18 protein-coding genes and 1 pseudogene are annotated in these 17,426 nt (G+C 63.3%); 11 read left to right on the forward strand and 8 right to left on the reverse strand.

Annotated features, from left to right (window positions below; translation table 11 throughout):
• The first annotated feature begins 1 nt into the window (after position 1).
• The 8 genes from traF to CA237_RS10955 all read left to right on the forward strand — a co-directional run bounded on the left by traF (position 2) and on the right by CA237_RS10955 (position 7,756).
• Positions 2-910 (forward strand): conjugal transfer protein TraF, encoded by a 909-nt coding sequence (traF, locus tag CA237_RS10925; protein WP_064312069.1) that lies wholly within the window; start codon positions 2-4, stop codon positions 908-910.
• Positions 910-2,352, forward strand: a complete 1,443-nt coding sequence (locus tag CA237_RS10930) for a conjugal transfer protein TraH (protein WP_126014079.1) — start codon at positions 910-912, stop codon at positions 2,350-2,352. Before traF ends, CA237_RS10930 begins: the two co-directional genes overlap by 1 nt.
• Positions 2,353-2,374: 22 nt before the next feature.
• Positions 2,375-5,638 carry a conjugal transfer protein TraG N-terminal domain-containing protein gene (locus tag CA237_RS10935; RefSeq protein ID WP_126014081.1) on the forward strand — a complete coding sequence of 1,088 codons (3,264 nt, stop codon included), beginning with the start codon at positions 2,375-2,377 and terminating at the stop codon, positions 5,636-5,638.
• Between the two features lie 375 nt (positions 5,639-6,013).
• Complete coding sequence (locus tag CA237_RS10940; RefSeq protein ID WP_126014083.1) at positions 6,014-6,370, forward strand: hypothetical protein; 357 nt, start codon at positions 6,014-6,016, stop codon at positions 6,368-6,370.
• Positions 6,371-6,396: 26 nt separating this feature from the next.
• The gene (locus tag CA237_RS10945; RefSeq protein WP_277600135.1) at positions 6,397-7,062 is read left to right on the forward strand and encodes an SOS response-associated peptidase family protein; all 666 of its coding nucleotides are present in this window, start codon (positions 6,397-6,399) and stop codon (positions 7,060-7,062) included.
• 43 nt (positions 7,063-7,105) lie between these two features.
• Positions 7,106-7,387, forward strand: a complete 282-nt coding sequence (locus CA237_RS10950) for an HU family DNA-binding protein (protein ID WP_126014085.1) — start codon at positions 7,106-7,108, stop codon at positions 7,385-7,387.
• Between the two features lie 47 nt (positions 7,388-7,434).
• Positions 7,435-7,587, forward strand: coding sequence for a hypothetical protein (locus tag CA237_RS19670; RefSeq protein WP_164523865.1), 153 nt, complete (start codon positions 7,435-7,437; stop codon positions 7,585-7,587).
• Positions 7,562-7,756: a hypothetical protein gene (locus tag CA237_RS10955; RefSeq protein WP_126014087.1), complete on the forward strand. Its 195-nt coding sequence runs from the start codon at positions 7,562-7,564 to the stop codon at positions 7,754-7,756. The genes CA237_RS19670 and CA237_RS10955 overlap by 26 nt, the downstream gene beginning before the upstream one ends.
• Before the next feature lie 178 nt (positions 7,757-7,934).
• Here CA237_RS10955 and CA237_RS10960 read toward each other — a convergent pair whose 3' ends face one another.
• On the reverse strand, positions 7,935-8,384 hold the full coding sequence (locus CA237_RS10960) for a hypothetical protein (RefSeq protein ID WP_007406364.1): 450 nt from the start codon (positions 8,382-8,384) through the stop codon (positions 7,935-7,937).
• Positions 8,385-8,500: 116 nt separating this feature from the next.
• Here CA237_RS10960 and umuD point away from each other — a divergent pair, with 116 nt between their 5' ends.
• On the forward strand, positions 8,501-8,914 hold the full coding sequence (gene umuD, locus CA237_RS10965) for a translesion error-prone DNA polymerase V autoproteolytic subunit (RefSeq protein WP_007406310.1): 414 nt from the start codon (positions 8,501-8,503) through the stop codon (positions 8,912-8,914).
• A 5-nt stretch (positions 8,915-8,919) separates the two neighbouring features.
• On the forward strand, positions 8,920-10,179 hold the full coding sequence (locus CA237_RS10970) for a Y-family DNA polymerase (RefSeq protein WP_069321268.1): 1,260 nt from the start codon (positions 8,920-8,922) through the stop codon (positions 10,177-10,179).
• Positions 10,180-10,181: 2 nt separating this feature from the next.
• On the opposite strand, the gene CA237_RS10975 is transcribed toward CA237_RS10970, so the two are convergent.
• From CA237_RS10975 to CA237_RS10990, 4 genes are all read right to left on the reverse strand, one after another.
• Positions 10,182-10,490, reverse strand: coding sequence for a hypothetical protein (locus CA237_RS10975; protein ID WP_010409222.1), 309 nt, complete (start codon positions 10,488-10,490; stop codon positions 10,182-10,184).
• Between the two features lie 259 nt (positions 10,491-10,749).
• Entirely contained in the window at positions 10,750-10,983 is a 234-nt protein-coding gene (locus CA237_RS10980) for an arylsulfatase regulator (RefSeq protein ID WP_231372556.1), read from the reverse strand.
• Between the two features lie 333 nt (positions 10,984-11,316).
• A complete protein-coding gene (locus CA237_RS10985; protein ID WP_082731249.1) occupies positions 11,317-11,883 on the reverse strand; it encodes a GNAT family N-acetyltransferase in 567 nt (188 codons plus the stop codon).
• On the reverse strand, positions 11,880-12,554 hold the full coding sequence (locus CA237_RS10990; RefSeq protein WP_082731248.1) for a YgjV family protein: 675 nt from the start codon (positions 12,552-12,554) through the stop codon (positions 11,880-11,882). The genes CA237_RS10985 and CA237_RS10990 overlap by 4 nt, the downstream gene beginning before the upstream one ends.
• A gap of 492 nt (positions 12,555-13,046) precedes the next feature.
• Here CA237_RS10990 and CA237_RS10995 point away from each other — a divergent pair, with 492 nt between their 5' ends.
• The gene (locus CA237_RS10995; protein ID WP_093068363.1) at positions 13,047-13,481 is read left to right on the forward strand and encodes a hypothetical protein; all 435 of its coding nucleotides are present in this window, start codon (positions 13,047-13,049) and stop codon (positions 13,479-13,481) included.
• A 65-nt stretch (positions 13,482-13,546) separates the two neighbouring features.
• On the opposite strand, the gene CA237_RS11000 is transcribed toward CA237_RS10995, so the two are convergent.
• From CA237_RS11000 to CA237_RS11010, 3 genes and pseudogenes are all read right to left on the reverse strand, one after another.
• Positions 13,547-15,691 carry a TonB-dependent siderophore receptor gene (locus tag CA237_RS11000; RefSeq protein ID WP_037569529.1) on the reverse strand — a complete coding sequence of 715 codons (2,145 nt, stop codon included), beginning with the start codon at positions 15,689-15,691 and terminating at the stop codon, positions 13,547-13,549.
• Positions 15,692-15,795: 104 nt separating this feature from the next.
• Positions 15,796-16,077, reverse strand: a pseudogene (locus CA237_RS11005) (transposase); the annotation flags it as partial.
• A 301-nt stretch (positions 16,078-16,378) separates the two neighbouring features.
• A complete protein-coding gene (locus CA237_RS11010) occupies positions 16,379-17,377 on the reverse strand; it encodes an IS110 family transposase (protein WP_081610024.1) in 999 nt (332 codons plus the stop codon).
• Positions 17,378-17,426 lie beyond the last annotated feature (49 nt).

Here is a 17,426-nt window from a genome sequence, read left to right on the forward strand (position 1 = left end):
CATGCGCAAGGCCCTGACCCTCGCTCTCATCCTCTCGGTCGCGTCGCCCGTGCTGACGCCGGCGACGGCGCAGGACCTGACGCCGCTGCCGGATTCGGTGTCGTCGAGCCGCGATGTCGGTGACGACGGCCGCGATGGCGGCCAGGACAGCTACGGCGGCGCGGACGATCTCGGCTCGGCCGACCGCGTCGCGGCGCAGACCGGCGACGACTTCTACTGCCGCGAGCGGCGGCTCGGCACCTGGTTCTATTGCGACAAGCCGAAGGCCAAGCCCGCCGAGCAGCGGTCGGCGCAGCCTACGCGGTCGTCGGCCGAGCAACTGGCGGCGATCTCCAAACAGCTCGAGGAACTGAAGGCGCGGGCGATCCTCGAGCCGACGCCCGAGAATATCAGCCACTATATCGCCTTCCAGCGCGAGCAGCTCGACCGCGCCTCGTCGTTCGCCGACATGTGGCAGCGCACGGTGTGGCAGAACCCTGACCTCGACTACACGCTCCAGCGCCCCGTCAGCCAGCTGGGCAAGCGGACCTGGCTCGATACGCGTAACGCCGATCGCGAGCGCGTCCTGTCGCAGATCTCGCAGCGGTACGGCGTGTTCTATTTCTATTCGTCGGCGTGTGCCGCCTGCGAGACCTTCGGGCCGATCATGCGCAGCGTGTCGGATCGGTTTGGTCTGACCGTCATGGCGATCTCGCTCGATGGCGGGCCGACCCGGGCCTTCCCGAACTACACGGTCGACACCGGCCAGTACAAGGCGATGGGCATGCGCGGCCAGCAGGTGCCCGCGCTCGTCCTGTTCGACACCGTCACCAAGCAGCCGATGCCGATCGGCTACGGCGTGATGGCCGCCGACGAGGTGATGAACCGCATCTTCACACTGACCAGCGTCAAGCCCGGGAGTGACTTCTGATGGTCCGCTCGATCGTCCGCTTCTGCGCCGCGGTTCTCGCGCAGGCCAGCATGATCCTCGCGATTGGAGGTCTCGTCGCGACGCCGGCGATGGCCGACGTCCAGGGCGAGATGAACAGCTATTTCAACAAGTCGGGCGCGGCCGCGAACGTGACCGGCCCGACCGCTTTCCAGGGGCAGTCGGCGGGCTATTACTCGGGTGGTTCGCTGTGGAGCCGATTTCCGCAGAAGTCGATCAACCCGGTCAGCGTCGCGCTCCCCAGCGCGCGCGGCGGCTGTGGCGGCATCGACCTGTTCGCCGGGTCGTTCTCGTTCATCAACGCCGACGAGATCGTGGCGATGCTCAAGGCGACCGCCAACAACGCGATCGGCTTCGCCTTCCAGCTCGCGATCGACAGCATCTCCGCGCAGATCGGCGGGGTGATGAAGGACATGAGCCAGCGCGTACAGCAGCTGAACGCGTTCAACATGTCCTCCTGCGAGGCGGCCCAGCAGGCGGTCGGCTCGCTCTGGCCGGCGATGGACGGGGCGTCCTCGACGATCTGCCAGCAGGTCGGCGGGGCGAAGGGGTTCTTCTCCGACGCGGCCGCGGCGCGCCACGGCTGCACCAACAAGGGCGAGCGTGAGGATACGATCGCGCGTGCCGGCGACGACGCCGAGCTGGTCCAGTCGAAGAATTACACCTGGTATGCGCTGAACGCCAAGAGCGCGACCAAGCCGTCCCGCGAATATGCCGAGTTCCTCATGACGATGGTCGGCACGATCATCTATGACGCGACCAAGGCCAAGGACAGCATGGGCGCGTTCCAGTTCATCGCGCCGGCCAGCTGGGACACCTATCAGGCGCTGCTCGACGGCACCGCCTCGGCGCCGACCGACGTGTGGCAGTGCGACACGACCGACGACAAGGGGTGTCTGAAGCCCACGCCGACCAAGCTGAGCATCTCGACCAACGAGGCGCTGCGTACGCGTGTCCTCAAGGCGATGGACAGCATGTCGGGCAAGATCCGCTCGAACGCCGCGCTGTCGGGCGACGAGATCGCCCTGCTCGGAATGACCTCGATCCCGCTCTACAAGATCCTCGTCGTCAACGAGGCGGCGCACATGGGCCTGTCGGGCGGCGATCGCGCGACGCTCGCCGAGATGGTGGCGATCGACATGCTGATGTCGATGCTCGACCGGATGCTGGACACGATCTCGCAGGCACAGGCGGGCGCGAAGTTCGTCTCGACTGACGAGTTCAAGGCGTGGCGCGCCCAGGTCGACAGCGTGAAGACCGAGCTGTCGCGGCGCAGCGAGAAGATGGCCGGGCAGATCTCCAATACCTACCGGGTGATCCAGTACACCCAGTTCATGGAATCCACCCTCAAGAACACGATGAGCCCGCAGTTGTCGGCTTCGCTCCGGTTCGGACGCGGCCTCAGCGCGCAGGGCTTGCGGTAACGGCGGCAAGGGAGCGACGGCGATGGGCGGGCTCGAAGTCTTCACGATCGGCGGGGGCGAATATATCGTCAACGTCTTCAACGCGGTCGCGGCATGGACCGGGGGCGGGGGCTACCGCTCGATGCTCCAGGTCGTGATGGTGATGGGCTTCATCTACTCGCTGTTCGTCGTCGCCTTCTCGCTCGACTGGCGGGCGTGGTTCAACTGGTTCCTCCAGTCGACGCTCATCTACATGATGCTGATGGTCCCGACCGTCACGGTGAAGGTGACCGACCGGATCAATCCCGCGCTCGCGCCCTCGGTGGTGGACAATGTGCCGCTGGGCTTGGGCGTGATGGCCTCGTTCACCAGCCAGGTCGGCGACTGGATGACGCGCTCGGCCGAGACCGTGTTCGTCATGCCCAACGCGCTCGCGCTGACCAACAACGGCATGATCTACGGTGCGCGGCTGATGGACAAGGCGCGCACGTTCCAGATCACCGACAGCGTCTTCCGCGCGAACCTCGACGAGCATCTCAAGCAATGCACCTTCTATGACGTGCTGCTCGGCTTCAAGGCGATGGACGATCTCACCAAGACCAGCAACCTGTGGGAGTCGATCGGGCCGGGGTCGCCGGCGCGCAGCCAGCGCTGGATCAGTTCGACCGGTCCCGGCACCACCGAAAATTCGATCATCCCGTGCAACGAAGCCTATTCGCGCATGGATGCCCAGTGGCAGACGGCCTACGACAAGGATCTGATCCCGTTCGCCAGGAACGCCTATCCTGGCATCGCCGACACGATCGCGGCGCAGCGCATTCGCGATGACCTGCCGGTGGTCGCGGCGCAGATGCACGGCACCTCGACCGATGCCTATTCGTACCTGAAACAGATCTCGATGATTGACGCGTTCCTGGCCGCGCGCGAGAGCTTCTCAGACGCCGGGTGGGACGCCTATGCGTCGCAGCGCGCGGACGCCCAGGCCAAGAACACCTACACCTCGATCGCTACGCAGGCGATGACCTGGGTGCCGCTTCTCGGCATCGTCCTGACGGTCGTATTCTACGCGATGTTCCCGGTGCTTTTCCCGCTGTTCCTGTTCCCCAGGACCGGCCTGCAGACGCTCAAGGGCTATGCGACCGGGTTCTTCTACCTCGCCTCCTGGGGGCCGCTCTACGTCATCCTGCACATGTTCGTGATGAGCAGGGCGGCGAGCCTCTATCACGCGGCGGCGCCGATCGGGCCGACGCTGCTGGTTTCGGACGGCATGGCGAGCGTCAATGAATCGATCTCGACGCTCGCCGGCTTCCTGATGATGAGCGTGCCGTTCATCGCCGGCGGGATGGCGCGCGGCGCGATGGCGATCGCGGGGCATGCGACCTCGATGTTGCAACCGGCGCACAGCGCGGCCGAACAGGCCGCGACCGAGCGCACCACCGGCAACTACTCGTACGGCAATACCTCATTCCAGAACCTGACGTCGGGCATGACCCAGGCGAACAAGTTCGACGATCAGCCCAAGTTCAATTCGGGCTATTCGGTCGGCACGTTCACCAACGCCGACGGTGGCGTGACGTACGGCTTCGCGGACGGGACCAACGCGTTCGATACCCGCCAGGGCATCTCGAACCTCGCATTCACGCCGACGCGGACCGCCGGGTTCGACAGCAGCATGAGCCGGGCGCTCTCGGACGGGCAGACGCACACCCAGTCGCTCCGCAGCGCGGCATCGCAATCCTGGAACGCGACAGCGACGACGGCGACGGATCTGTTGACGGCCGCTGAGCATCGTCGCGGGAGTTCGACCGAGACGGGGTCCGGGTTCAATAATAGCGTCGCGCGGATGACAGAGGCGTCCCGGAGCCTTTCGACAGGTTTGACGGACAAATTTGGACTAAGCGTATCTGACAGCCAGAATGTTTCCAGAGTTACGCAAACTACTGGTGATGCCAATGCGGGTCTAGAGGCCCTTGGAAAGATGTGGGGAGTTACCGGAAGGGCAGGGATCGGCTTGCGCCTAGCTTCAATTATCAACGAGAACACAGGTCGTAACATATCGGGAGATCAAGCCTACAGTGAAACTCGTGATTATCTGACTAGAGAAACAAACACTACTCAAGCGCGTGCGGCTCGCGACGAATTTATGCGCGAAACCAGCACAAGCGGAGATAGTGAAGTTCGGTCGCTGTCGCAGAAGCTGGGCGTCAGCGTCGGGGAATCGCGGTCGGCGTCGTTGGAAGCAACTCGAGCCGAAGAGACGTTCCAGCGGGTCAGCAACGATGTCAGAGAGGCCTCGGCGCGGGGCTGGTCCCTCAACCGGAACGAGAGCCAGGAGTTTGTCGTGTATGCCCAGGAGCGACTGCTCGGCGACGACACGCTGTCGCAGTTCGGGTGGACGCCGGGCATGGTTATGCCCCGCACGCCGCAACAGGAACAGGTGCGCGATATCCTGCTTGGCGAATTCATGGAGCGTCGCGTCTCATCGGTCCGCGACGAACTGGGTGTAAGCGTGCCTGAGCGTCTGTCAGGGCAGTTGCATGGCCCTGCTTCGGCGACCCCGGGTGCGGTACAACAATGGGGCAACCAGCGCGCAGCCGGCGTCAGGGCGCAAGGGCCTGACGTGTCGATCCGGGAAAGCTCGCGCGATCTCGATTTGGCCGGCAATGTCGCTGACGCGATCCCGAACGCGTCAGCGCGCATCACGCGTGGTGCATTCGAGGTCGGGAACGGTGTCGACGAGGCGAGAGGGACGGCGGGTCAGCTAGGTGACCATGTCCAAGAGCGCAATGATGCGTGGATCACGACGACACTTCCCGGTGTTGAGGGCGCGCGCAACTGGGTCCGTGACAATCTCGGGATCGGAGCTGGCACCAGCCATGTTTACGAAGTCCCGCGCGGTGAACGTGCGATGCTGCCGATTTCGGGGCGGCTGAGTTCGGGAATGGGTGGTCGGATCGACCCGGTCACTGGCGAGCCCGGGCGGCATCACCGAGGGGTGGATATCGCAGCGCCAGCCGGGACGGAGATCCGCGCGCCAGCTTCGGGTCAGGTCATTCGGAACGACTTCCAAGCCAACGGTGCCGGGAACTATGTGGTCCTGCAACACGGCGACGGCTCACAGAGCAAATACTTCCACATGCAGGATCGGTCTGGCTTCCAGGTAGGAAGTACGGTCGAGGCCGGGGCTGTGATTGGCCGCGTTGGCAGCACCGGAAAATCGACCGGGTCGCACCTTCATTATGAATTATGGAAGGATGGCGCTCCGGTCGATCCGAGGAGGTTCCAGCTTAGGAATGGCCGGGAATAAGGAAATTGCCGACGATCATAAGTCCGATAATGACAGCGAAGAGGATTTTGTTACCTCGCGCTGACGTTATCGGTTTTTGGGTGTATTCGATAAAATTGGTTCGCTCAGAGGCAAGTTCAATGCCTCGTTGCGTCATTGGATCGAGTACATTGTTAGGATTGAAATAGATATTCGCGCCAATGGGCGGAACGTCGTTCTGCCTGTCCCAATCCCGGCTAGGAGCGTCGTACTCATATTGGCCAGTAACATTGTTAAACACGGCCGCTCCTTCCTCAATCCATAGCCGACCGTGCTGGTCAGAATTAGGCTTGCAAAGCCTAGCATATCGGATTGAGTTTGGCGAGGATTTTCACCCGCACTGACGGAGTGGGCACGGTGGAGCAGGACGGCGAAAACCCGCGCACGATCGAACGCTACGAGGCGCTGCTGCGCGAGCATCTGCTGTTCTACGATGCGCTGCGTCTGCGCGAGCGCCGGCCGAGGGGCGCGGCGCAGCGCCAGTTTCAGGACGTGGCGTGGGGCAAGGCCCCGCCGGTAACCGATCACGAGCTCGCCTATGTCTGGCACCTGAAGGCGCGTAGGATCGCGCCTTTCAACACCCCGGCGCCGGCACCGCATATCGACGACGTGATGGCCGGGTACGACCTCGGGGCGCGGCCGGTGAGTGGCGACGTCGGCACGAAATGGGATAATGCCTGGCGCGAGTATCGTGGTGGCCGGGAGTTCTTCTGAGCCAAACAGATTAAAGGAGTGGACCGATCTGCAACCGATATCGCCTGAGCGCCAAACAGGCCGCGGTGATGCGGTCGGTCGGGTTCGAGCCGCCGTATCCCGAGGACGAGACCCACCCGGTGCCGCGCGAGATCTTCCCGACCGGCAAGAAGACCGCGCGCTATGGCCTGGTCGTCAGGCGGGCAGGGGAGCGTAACCGCCCGCTTGAGCCGATCGCGATGGAATGGGGCTTCCCGACCAAGGTAGCGAGCAAGCGCGACCCGGCGGTCAAGCTGGACAAGTTCGTCACCAATGCGCGGAATCTCTCATCGTCGATGTGGAAGCCGTCGATCGCCAGTCCCGATCGCCGCTGCCTGGTCTCGTTCACGCATTTCGCCGAACCACATCCCGAGGGCGGGAAGGGCGATGACGGCAAACCCCGCCAGATGTGGTTCTCGCTGCCTGACCAGCCCATCGCCTTCTTCGCCGGTCTGTGGCGGCCGACCGAGCGCGGCGATGCCTATGCCTTCTGCACCACCTCTCCCAACCCCGCCGTCGCGCCCTGGCATCCCAAGGCGATGCCGGCGATCCTCCACCCCCGCGATTTTACGACATGGCTCGACGGGAGCCATGAAGATGCCCTGAAGCTCGTCCGCCCCTACGAGGGTGAGATGAGCGCGCAGGAGGCAACTCCCGATGGCGGTTCGGCATGAACCGGGCTAGGCCGGTACAATCATTCACCACCGGGACGTGTTCATGACGACTACATCCGATCTGGCCGAGCAGATCTCCAACACCCATGGCCTCGCAAAGGCCGACGCCAGGAAAGTCATCGATGCGATCCTTGCGAACATCACCGCGGCCGTCGCGACCGGCGAGGAAGTCAGCCTCAACGGGTTCGGCAAGTTCAAGCTGAAGGACACCCCCGAGCGTCAGGGGCGCAACCCATCGACGGGCGAGGCGATCACGATCGCGGCGTCGCGCAAGCTGACGTTCGCGCCCGCCAAGGCGGTCCGCGATCGGTTGAATGGCAAGTGATATACGGGCCAGCGTATAAAAACGCTGGCCTAAGCTGAGGGGACGTCATGGCCGATACCGCAGCCGACTACCGCGCGAGGGCTGCGGCCGATCTTGCCCAGGCGCAGCGGCTCGATCTGCCACATGCTCGGGATCGTATGCTGTATTCGGCCGATCGCTGGTCGAAGATGGCTGATGCGGTCGATCGCCGTGTCCGGTAACGAAAGCACGTCGATCGCGCTCGACCTGGCTAACTGGTCAGCAGTCCAGGCAATGGTCGAGCGTCTCGGCGACAGGGCTGTGATAGCGATCTACGAGCTGGCCGAAGGCGCTGGGCCGGTCGCGGATCTCGCGGCCGCACAGATGGAAAAACGCAACCTCGACTATTGAGCCAAGTTAAGTGTTCGGCCCCTGGTTAAGCCACTGTTGCCGACCCGATAAAGAAGCGTTCCCATTTTGTTCGATAATATATCTTATGTTAAATCAATGGCTTAGCAGATTTCCGGCATCGTTCTTGCAGAGACTGACGTGGCTTTTTCGCAGCTAAGGCTTGCCAGTCAGTCGCGAGTTAGCCGCGCCGTCGTTCTCGCGCGCGAGCGTGTCGCGGATCTTCGTAAAGATCCTGCAGCGCGCGCAGCCGAAACGCATTCCACCAGCGTTGCCAGCGATGCTCCTCGGCATCGTGGAGCATGTGACATCGCTGGCATAGCGCGGCGAGATTGCGCGGCGCGCTATTGCCAGGATCATGATCCAGATGCGCGCAGGCCAGCACGACATAGGTGATCCGCACGACGTCGAGCGCGAAGAGGTCGCCGACCTTCACCCGTCGCCCCTCTCCCGATCGCCAGCATCGCGCTTCGCTATCCCACCAGCGCCCATCGCCCAGATGCGCGACGTGCCGAAGATGCGGTCGCCGGCAGCGTTCGCAGCGCCCTCCTGCCCGCACGAACCGGATCTGGTCCGACAGCAGCGGCCAGTCGATCGGGTACAGCCAGCGGTTTTCGGGGCGGATCGGCATCCATGACTCTATGAGTCATGCGAAATGAGAACAAAAGGAAAATCTCGTTCCCTTCATGTTCTTATCCAGCATATCATGCGCGCATGTCCGCGTGTGTGATTCCCCTGTCCCAACCGATGCCGATCGCCGATCTGCCGCCAGCGTTTCGCCTGAGGGTGGTGAGCGCGGCCGGCGCTGGCTTCCCCTCGCCTGCCCAGGACTGGGAGGAAACCGCGATCGATCTCGTGGCGCTGCTGCGCCTCGACCGCGCCGCCAGCTTCGTGTTCCGGGTCAGCGGACAGTCCATGATCGACGCTGGAATCTATGATGACGACGTGGTGGTGGTCGATCGCGACGCCACGCCGGTTAGCGGCCGCATCGTCATCGCCGTGGTCGACGGGGGCTTCGTGATCCGCCAGTTGGTCTGGCGCGACGGCAAGCCGGTCCTCGAGGCCCGCAACGCGCGGATGCGCTACGACGCGGTGATCGCGGATGAGAGTGTCGAAGTGTGGGGCGTCGTCCGCGCCTCCGTGCGCAACCTGCAGGGCTGACCGCCATGTGGGCGATCGCTGACGTCTCCAACTTCTATTGCTCGTCGGAGAGGGTATTCGACCCGTCGCTGCGCGATAAACCGCTCATCGTGCTGAGTAACGGGGACGGCTGCGCCATCGCGCGCTCCGAGGAGGCCAAGGCGCTGCACATCAAGATGGGTGCGCCGATGTTCAAGATTCGTGATATCGTCCGCGAGCATGGCATCCAATACCGCAGCAGTTCCTACGAATTGTATGCCGACATGAATCGTCGCTTCAATCAGGTCCTCGCCGAGCACAGTTGCACGGTCGAGGTGTACTCGATCGACGAATCGTTCTTTCGCCTGCCGGTGCTCCCGAACGGCCTGGGCGACGTGGCGGCCGCGCACCGCGTGATCGCGGCCGTCAAGCGTGCGACGGGCCTGCCGATCCGCATCGGGCTTGGCCCGACCCGGACGCTGAGCAAGGTTGCCAACGCCCTCGCCAAGGCGTCGGAGAAGGTCTGGAAGGGCGTGGTCGACCTGCACGACATCGAGCTGCGGCGGCGCCTGTTCGCGCAATGGCCGGTCGAGGAGGTCTGGGGCATCGCGCGAGCGATGACCGAGCGGCTGCGACCGCTCGGCGTCAGGACGACGGCCGATCTTGCCGCCCTCCCCCCGGAGGTCGCGCGCGACGTGGGGACGGTGATGCTGGAGCGGCTCGTGCGCGAGCTGAACGGCGTCGAATGCACCGATTTCGAGCCGGAGCCGCCCCCGTCCAAGGCGACCGCGGTGACCCGCTGCTTCGGTGAGCCGGTGCGCGAGGTCGCGGCGCTGCGCGAGGCGATGGTGCGCCGCGCGGTCCGCGCGGCCGAGAAGATCCGCGCGCAGGATCTCGCTGCCACCCGCCTGATCGCCTTTGCCCACGGAAGCCGGTTCAAGCCCAACGCGCCGTCCGCCTCGCGCATAGCGCGGCTGTCGCCGGCGACCAATGATCCGCGCGTGATCGGCGGTATGGCGGGCCGCATGGCGGATGTCATGTACGAAACTGGCGGCGTCTACACCAAGTGCGGCGTCATGCTCGAGGGGCTGGAGCCGATGACCGCGCACCAGGCCGACCTGTTCGCGGTGCCCGATCCGCGATCCCCTGCCCTGCTCGCCGCGATCGACGGGCTCAACGGGCGGTTCGGCCGCAACACGATGCGGCTTGCCTCCGAGGGCTTTGGCCAGAAGAGCTACGACACCAAGCGTGCTTTCAAGAGCCCGTCCTGGACCACGCGGATCGATCAGGTGCCGATCGCGCGGTGAGATCAATAGCGATAGCCTGCCTGCCGGCAGGCCGCTGCCAGCTTCATCACTCGCCCATCCTTCGCGCCGTACTGGCGCAACCGTGCGGAATAGCTGTCGCAATAGCTTTTCGCGCGAGCGGACAGTGGCACCCCGTTCGGACCTCGCGCGGTCGCCGCCCCGCCCCGTTCGGCATAGCCACGAGCAGTCGCTGACTGAACCTGGGTGCGCGCTTGCGCGCCCAGATCGACTGCGCCGGGCATGTCCTGCGCGCCGGCAGGGGTCGCGATCGCGAATATCCCGACCGTGAACACAGCAACCAGGCTACGCATTCGATGTTCTCCCTCGAATTTCCGTCAGGCCATCAACGATTTGGCGGCAGCATCGTGCCGGTCGCGGGAGCGATTATGGATGCATGTAGGCGCTTGCAATCGTAGCGGCGTGTGCTCGCAAACGGAGCGATTTTCTGCTCGGATTATCTGACAATGGGCGGAGCAGTCTGCTCACGCTAATTGCCAATGTGCTCGCCATCATCCGGCGCTGCTCGCAGTCATGGTCGCCTGCTCACATTATCTGCCAGCGGGAGTGGCGTCAGCGTGGCACCCGGATGGAGCCGTCCGCGATCCCTTCGGCGATATTTGAGAGCATGACGGCGTAGCGGTGCAGGCCGGGGAAGCGACCGGCGTTTCTCTCGATCTCTTCGCCGTATCCGGCATCGAGCAGCGCCTTGAAGTCCGGCATCACGTCGAACATGCCGCCGAGCAGATCGATATCGGAAGCACCGATCAGCAGCAGGGCATTCGCATGGGCGTCGAGGCGTTTCATCGTCTCCAGCATTTCGGTTTTGGTCATCGCACCCTTTCCGCTTGCGTGGTGTCATCGCCTATTATGCGCTGGCCCTGTTCGCGAAAACCTTCCTTTCTGACGACCTCGCGGGCGGGCCATGACGACAACGCATTTCTGCGGCCCGCCGCTTGTCAGAACTGTTCTGGAAACCTGCTTCGCAAAAGCGCTTGCCGGCTACGGGTTTGGAGAGCCCATTGGCACGGAGCGTGAGCACAACGCCCCGTTTGCAAGCAGCGCCGGTGATGGCGAGCACACTGGCAGATAATTCGAGCAGGACGCTCCCCGCCAGTGGCAGAAAGCGTGAGCAGGAAATCAGGCTGTTTGCGAGCACACGCCGCTACGTGTAGCGCCCGATTCTTTGTTGGCCGCCACCACATCTCCGCACACGGTATAGCCAAGCCGTTGGTAGAGTGCGAACGCCCGGTCGTTGCGAACAGCAACGTGGAAGATCAGGAAAGGTATCCTGCGGCGACGTACCCATTCCTCGGCGGATTTCACCAGACTTGTTCCGAGCCCACGTCCCTGCCACCGTGTCCGGATAGCCAGATTAAACGAGGCAAATTCGGCAGCGCCTTCGATGCACACGCTCCGCACATCTATGTAGCCGACGAGGTCGCCTATGCGTTGCAGGACGAAGATGCCTCGTTCGCCGGCTACGGCGGCGCTCAGCTCCACAGTTGTGCGGCGCAGGAGTTCCCCTCGATCTCGGACATCGAAGATCATATGTTCCGCTTCGCGAGCGAGGGCGATCTTCAAGCGTACCAAAGCTTTAGCGTCGGCAAGGTTCGCCGGGCGTGGCTCGCTCCAACTCCGCTTTCCGCCTACTTGAGCTATCGAACGCGCCGGCGGGAGTGGGGGCGCGTATATCGCCTGTGTCATGTGAAGACTTGGGCTCCCTGTAACGCGCGCGCGCGCTTTGGAATCGCGAGTTTGCCGAGGGATAGGTGACCAGAGCGGAAAGCGTGACGTGGGGAAAGCTGCGTCGGACAGCTTAGGCTGCGTGGCCCGTCCGCTCCACGCTGTTTCCGCTTCCAAAAGGCAAAAAGCCCAAGCAGATTGCCTGCGACAGATACAAGATCAACGGCCAAGGCGAACGGTGCGCCAATGAGAAGATTGTGGGCCAGCCAGAAGGGGGCGGCCACGAGAAAGACCATCTTCATCCGCGTCGTTGATCGCTGGGTCCGTGCCATGAAGGAAGCAGCCCCGCCGCAAGCGGCAAGGCCGGATAGGAGCCCATGCCAGGTCGCCACGGTAAGCAATAGCAGCGCGAGCAACGTCGCGCCGTCGAGCGCGAGCTTGGCAACCCGGTCACGAACCACCAGCGCGACGGTGAGCTGCATCAGGGAAAGAACGCATGCGGCCGAAGCGGTAGGCGCGCCGATCAGCGCGAAGTGCAGCGCGAAGGCGCACGCGCCGGTGCCTTGCACCATGAGCGCTCCCCGGCGCGAGGGTAGGAGCGGCCAGCTCACCACGCAGCCGAGGCCGACGATGCCGAATAGGATCGCAGCTAACCCGGTGCTCGCAAACGTCTGATCGAGGAAAAGCGACATCTATGCTCGCGTCGGGGTTGGTCCGGCTTCCACCGTGAAGGAAGAAGGTTAATGTGACGTTGTTGTCGACCGCTTTCCCATCGCGAGTCCCGGCCACAATGGCATTTGGCTTTTGTTGCGGACTGGTTCATTCTGCGCCTAGGGCGGCGCTCTTCCCTTTGGGTTCCGCCCGTGTTTGGACCAGGACAATGGTGCGTGACGCTTTCAAGCTTCTCGCCATCTCGACGTCGCTCGTGCTTTCTGGCTGTGTCAGTCCGCGAGAAATGGCCGCTCGCCATCGGGCGGCGTGTGCGAGTTATGGCTTCCAGCCTGGAACGGAGAGCTATGCGAATTGCCTTCTTCAGCTCGACGTAGGTGATTACGGCTACGGCCATCACAGGGGTGGCGTGCCGTTGTTTCCTGCCCGGCATCGGGCGCCCGCACCGCCTTTCCCTATCGCCACGCAAGACTAGGGTCGGCTACAGTTCACTGACGCTCCTTCGTCCTCACCTATTGATCTGCGCACTTTCGCTCGGCAGCGCCGCGCCCGTGGCGGCTCAGCAAGCGGTGCCTGCCGCGCCACGAACCGTGGCGGGTGCTTCGAAATTCATCCAGGACATGCTGACCCGCGGCACAGCCGTCGCAAAGCCTTGGCCGGGTTTCGTGCGGAGCAGCAGGATCACGAGCGTAGGAGTGAAAGGTGGTTGCCTCGTTACGCTCACGCTCGCCGACAAAAGCGCCCTCAGCGTGAAACTCGATCAGGTGGTTGCGATCCGACCGCTTTACTCGGCCAACGCGCCCCAGGCGTCGGTGGAGATCAAAGGGGGCGCGCAGCCCTACGAGGGTCTCGATATATTCGTCGGGGACAACGACGCGGTGCGCCGCGTCGGTGATGCCCTGGAGTTCATGCGCCAGTCCTGTGATCCATCGGCGAAGACTGGTTTCTAAACCGGCCAGCGGCGTCTCACCGACTTTTGCAAGGTTCATATGCTCGCAACCGACCAAGTTGGCCGTTATAACCTCATTCTAACCGTCGCGCGCACCGTCGTCGGCGCGCCGGGCATGATGTTGTTGTCGTTGTAGGCGGACGAGAAATAATCGCTGTTAAGCAGATTCTCGACGTTGATTTGCGCCTCGATCTGGGGGGTGAGCTTGAAGAATGCTGCGGCATCGACGCGCGTGAAGGCGGGTAGGATGGCGGTATTGCTGATGGAGGTGAAGCTCTTCGACTGGTGATAGACCCCGACCCCGGCCCCAAGGCGAGGGGTGAGGTCGTAGCGGGTCCACAGCGAAGCCTGCTGTTTGGGAACCAGCGGAACCTCGCGCCCGGCCGGGGCGACACTCGTCGTTTTGCGAATTGTCGCGTCCTGCAGCGCATAGCCCGCGCTGATCTGCCACTGTGCTGTGATCGCACCGCTAAGGCCGAGTTCGAACCCCTTACTGCGCTGAGCACCCGTCAGCACCGTCCGCGCGGCGTCGTTGGGGTCGGCCGCGCGGGTGTTGGTGCGGTCGAGCTGGTAGATGGCGGCCGTCAGGTTCAGCGTGGGCAGGATATCCCACTTGAGGCCAAGCTCGTAGTTGTCGAACCTTTCCGGTTCCAGCGCGGCGCTAGTGATATCGAGTGATGAGAATTGATCCCCCGACTGCGGCAGGAAGGACCGGCTATAGCTGGCGTATATCGAGACAGGTTGCACCGGCTTGAGCACCACGCCCACTCGGGGAGACCACAGGGTGTCCGTGCGGCTATAGCTCTGTGCGGCAACCAGGTCGTCGACGTTGAGCGTGAAGCGGTCGCGGCGAACGCCGCCGATGACATCGACATGGTCGCCGATCGAGATCTGGTCCTGCACGTAGAAGGCAGTGACGTCGGCGTTCGTGCGGACCGACCGGTAGCCGGTGTTGGCGGCGGTGCGCAGCGTAACCGGCGGCACCGTGATCGGGTCGGCCAACCCGACAAAGACGCGCCGCCCCCCATTGACGATATCGCCACCCCCGAAAAAGCCGTTGATCCGCTGGTTGCGCGTGCGCTGGTCGCTAACTTCGAAGCCGGCGAGCAGCACGTGGCGAACGGGGCCGGTGGTGACGGTCCACACAAGGTCGTTCTGGTTGAGCAGGTTCGTGCGCGTCGTGGGATCGCTATACGCTTCGAGGCCGACGCTGCGGACGCCGCCGCGCGGCGTGACCGGGGTTACCGCAAAGGCGTTCCGATAGAGCTTGTCATAATCACCGTACAGGATCCGGCTGGTCAGGGTCAGATTGTCGCTGAAGCGGTGCTCAACGCGGCCATTTAGGACCTTGGCCTCGAAATCGCTGACGTTGAACCCCGGCACACCGAAGAAGGTGTCGCGGACGCCGGTAAGCGGACGTGATGGGCTCGTGAGCGAGCCCTGGACGGCCGAGGGGACGCCTCGGTCGATCGTTCGCTTGTCGCTGTTATATTCGAAGCCCAGATCGATCCGAGTCGCACCGCCGAGCGAGAGCGCGACGGTCGGGTTGATCGCAACCCGGCGCCCGTCATAGAAGTCGCGATTGTTTCGGAACTCCTCGTAAACGGCGTTCATCCGGGTGGAGACGGACTCGCTGAGTGGCTGACTGATGTCGGCGTCGACATACCATGCGCCATATGTGTCCGCCGAACCGCTGCCGCTGATGAAGGCGTTGGCGACAGGGCGCTTGGTGACGCGGTTGATCACGCCCCCGCCGCCGCCGCGCCCGAAGATCATCGCGTTGGGACCTTTCAAAACCTCGATCCTCTCTGCATTGTAGAGGCCGCGATAATATTGCACGTCGTCACGCAAGCCATCGACGAAGAAGTCCGCGGTGCTGCTGTTCCCGCGCAGGATGATCTGATCGCGGTGTCCCTCACCTTGAGAGATTACGGCGCCGGGGACATAGCGTAGTACATCGGCAATAGAGCGCATCGCCTGGTCGTCGATCTGCGTTTCCGTGATGATCGATACCGCTTGGGGGACATCGTTGAGCTCGGTCGGTGTGCGCGTGGCGGTGCTGGTCGCATCGATCTGATAGCCGTCGCGGACGCCGGTCACGATGATCGTTTGCGAGGTGCTGCCGGGGCCCGGCAGGAACTGGTCTTGAGCCATTGCCGGGACGGTGAGCAGCCCGAAGCCGAGTGCAGTTCCAATACCAAGATTTCTCACCGTTGACCCTTTTGCGAATCTCTCTCACCAACGCAATAGGTGATTTGAGAGTGCGTCGCAATAGCCTTCGTGAGCAGCCCCCACCGGGTGGTCCGGGTAGATAGTTAGTGCATTGTCGTCTCCGCCGCCATTGCCGGGCGCAGGTGGAGCGAAGCGGAACCGGAGGCCGGCAATGGCGGCGTCGCCGCTTCTGGTGCGGGTGGGCGATAGCCCAGGCTGCTATGTGGCCGGATGGTGTTGTAGTGGCGCCGCCACGCCTCGATCAGCACTCTGGCCTCGGCGAGGCTGTAGAAGATCTCTCCGTTAAGCAGCTCGTCACGCAGCGAGCCATTGAAGCTCTCGTTGTAGCCGTTCTCCCATGGCGAGCCTGGCGTGATGTAGAGCGTGTTCACGCCGCCTTCTTCGGAGGCGTGCCGACGCGCGGCATCTACGACAATCTATGGACGCCTCCCGCCGCAAGGTAGTTCTGATCGTTGCATCCGGCTTGGGTTGCGTGAATCTATCCGGCCTGTGGTCGGAGCGGTCACGCTCCTGGCCTTGATGGGAGTCCGCTACTTCTTGCCTCATAACATGATCGGCCTCGATGGCCTTGTCGTAGATCAGGCTTCGAAGCGGCGGCCCTTGCCGTTGCACCATCAACATCCACCTCGCAATCGTTCGGGGACCTAGCCCTGTTCAGCCAATGCGTTACGCTGGCAGGTAATCTTCCTTCCGGGCCAGCAGCACCCAGGCCAAGCGGGCGGTCTTGTTGGCAAGCGCCACGAGCGCCTTGTTGAAACCTGCTCGAGCAACAATGCCCTTCAGCCAGACTGATCGCCCATCGTCCTTTGCAGCAAGTCGGCTGATCACCGCCCGGGCCCCATGAATAAGCTGGCGCCGCAGATAATGGTTGGCGCGTCGCCCGATGCCGCCGAGCCTGGGCTTGCCGCCGGTCGTGTACTGTCTTGGCACTAAGCCGATCCACGCGGCGAGCTCCCGGCCTGAGCGGAAATGCCGACCGTCATCCACCGCGGCAACAAGCGCGGTCGCAATAACCGGCCCGACGCCCGGCAAGGCTGCAAGCCGGCGACAGGCTTCATGCTCGCGGCAGATGCTGACGAGCTTGGCGTCGAGCTTTGCAAGGCGGGCTTCTACGTCGGTGAGCTGATCCATCAGCTCAGTAAACAACTCGCGGGCAAGGTTGGACAAATCAGCCTCAGCCACGGCTGCCGGGACTTGCTGACGAAAGCGCCACGGGCCTTTAGGTAAGACTACGCCGTACTCGGCGAGAAGCCCCCGGGCATGGTTGATGAGCGAGGTGCGTTGGACGACCAGCCGCTCTCGCACGCGGTGCAGGCTTTGAAGATCCTGCTGCTCGGTCGTCTTCACCGGGACGAAGCGCATCGTCGGCCTCGAAGCCGCATCGAAGATCGCCTCTGCGTCGATGGCATCGTTCTTGGACCCGCGCACGAACGCCTTGACGAACCTTGGGTTGACCAGGCGCACTTGGCGACCGGACGCTGAGAACCGTCGACCCCAGTGGTGGGCGCTCGCACAAGCCTCCATAGCAACAATCGCGGGATCAAGTTCGGTCACTGCGTTCTCGAGCTTGGCACGACTTACCTTGCGCGAGATAACTACCCCATCGGCGTCGATCCCGTGCAGGTGGAACGACTGCTTGCCCAGATCGATCGCGAGAATCTCCATTGTCATTGCCTTCCTCCTTCTTGTTGACCGACATGTTGGTCGGAAGACG

The sequence above is a fragment of the Sphingomonas sp. ABOLH genome (assembly GCF_003951715.1).
Classification (GTDB): Bacteria; Pseudomonadota; Alphaproteobacteria; order Sphingomonadales; family Sphingomonadaceae; genus Sphingomonas; species Sphingomonas hankookensis_A.

Bases quoted from the DNA above. Each gene is read 5' to 3' on its own strand.
- traF (WP_064312069.1), top strand. From the start codon at position 2: ATGCGCAAGGCCCTGACCCTCGCTCTCATCCTCTCGGTCGCGTCGCCC.
- CA237_RS10930 (WP_126014079.1), top strand. From the start codon at position 910: ATGGTCCGCTCGATCGTCCGCTTCTGCGCCGCGGTTCTCGCGCAGGCC.
- CA237_RS10935 (WP_126014081.1), top strand. From the start codon at position 2,375: ATGGGCGGGCTCGAAGTCTTCACGATCGGCGGGGGCGAATATATCGTC.
- CA237_RS10950 (WP_126014085.1), top strand. From the start codon at position 7,106: ATGACGACTACATCCGATCTGGCCGAGCAGATCTCCAACACCCATGGC.
- CA237_RS19670 (WP_164523865.1), top strand. From the start codon at position 7,435: ATGGCCGATACCGCAGCCGACTACCGCGCGAGGGCTGCGGCCGATCTT.
- CA237_RS10955 (WP_126014087.1), top strand. From the start codon at position 7,562: ATGCGGTCGATCGCCGTGTCCGGTAACGAAAGCACGTCGATCGCGCTC.
- CA237_RS10960 (WP_007406364.1), bottom strand. From the start codon at position 8,384: ATGCCGATCCGCCCCGAAAACCGCTGGCTGTACCCGATCGACTGGCCG.
- umuD (WP_007406310.1), top strand. From the start codon at position 8,501: ATGCCGATCGCCGATCTGCCGCCAGCGTTTCGCCTGAGGGTGGTGAGC.
- CA237_RS10970 (WP_069321268.1), top strand. From the start codon at position 8,920: ATGTGGGCGATCGCTGACGTCTCCAACTTCTATTGCTCGTCGGAGAGG.
- CA237_RS10975 (WP_010409222.1), bottom strand. From the start codon at position 10,490: ATGCGTAGCCTGGTTGCTGTGTTCACGGTCGGGATATTCGCGATCGCG.
- CA237_RS10980 (WP_231372556.1), bottom strand. From the start codon at position 10,983: ATGAAACGCCTCGACGCCCATGCGAATGCCCTGCTGCTGATCGGTGCT.
- CA237_RS10985 (WP_082731249.1), bottom strand. From the start codon at position 11,883: ATGACACAGGCGATATACGCGCCCCCACTCCCGCCGGCGCGTTCGATA.
- CA237_RS10990 (WP_082731248.1), bottom strand. From the start codon at position 12,554: ATGTCGCTTTTCCTCGATCAGACGTTTGCGAGCACCGGGTTAGCTGCG.
- CA237_RS11010 (WP_081610024.1), bottom strand. From the start codon at position 17,377: ATGGAGATTCTCGCGATCGATCTGGGCAAGCAGTCGTTCCACCTGCAC.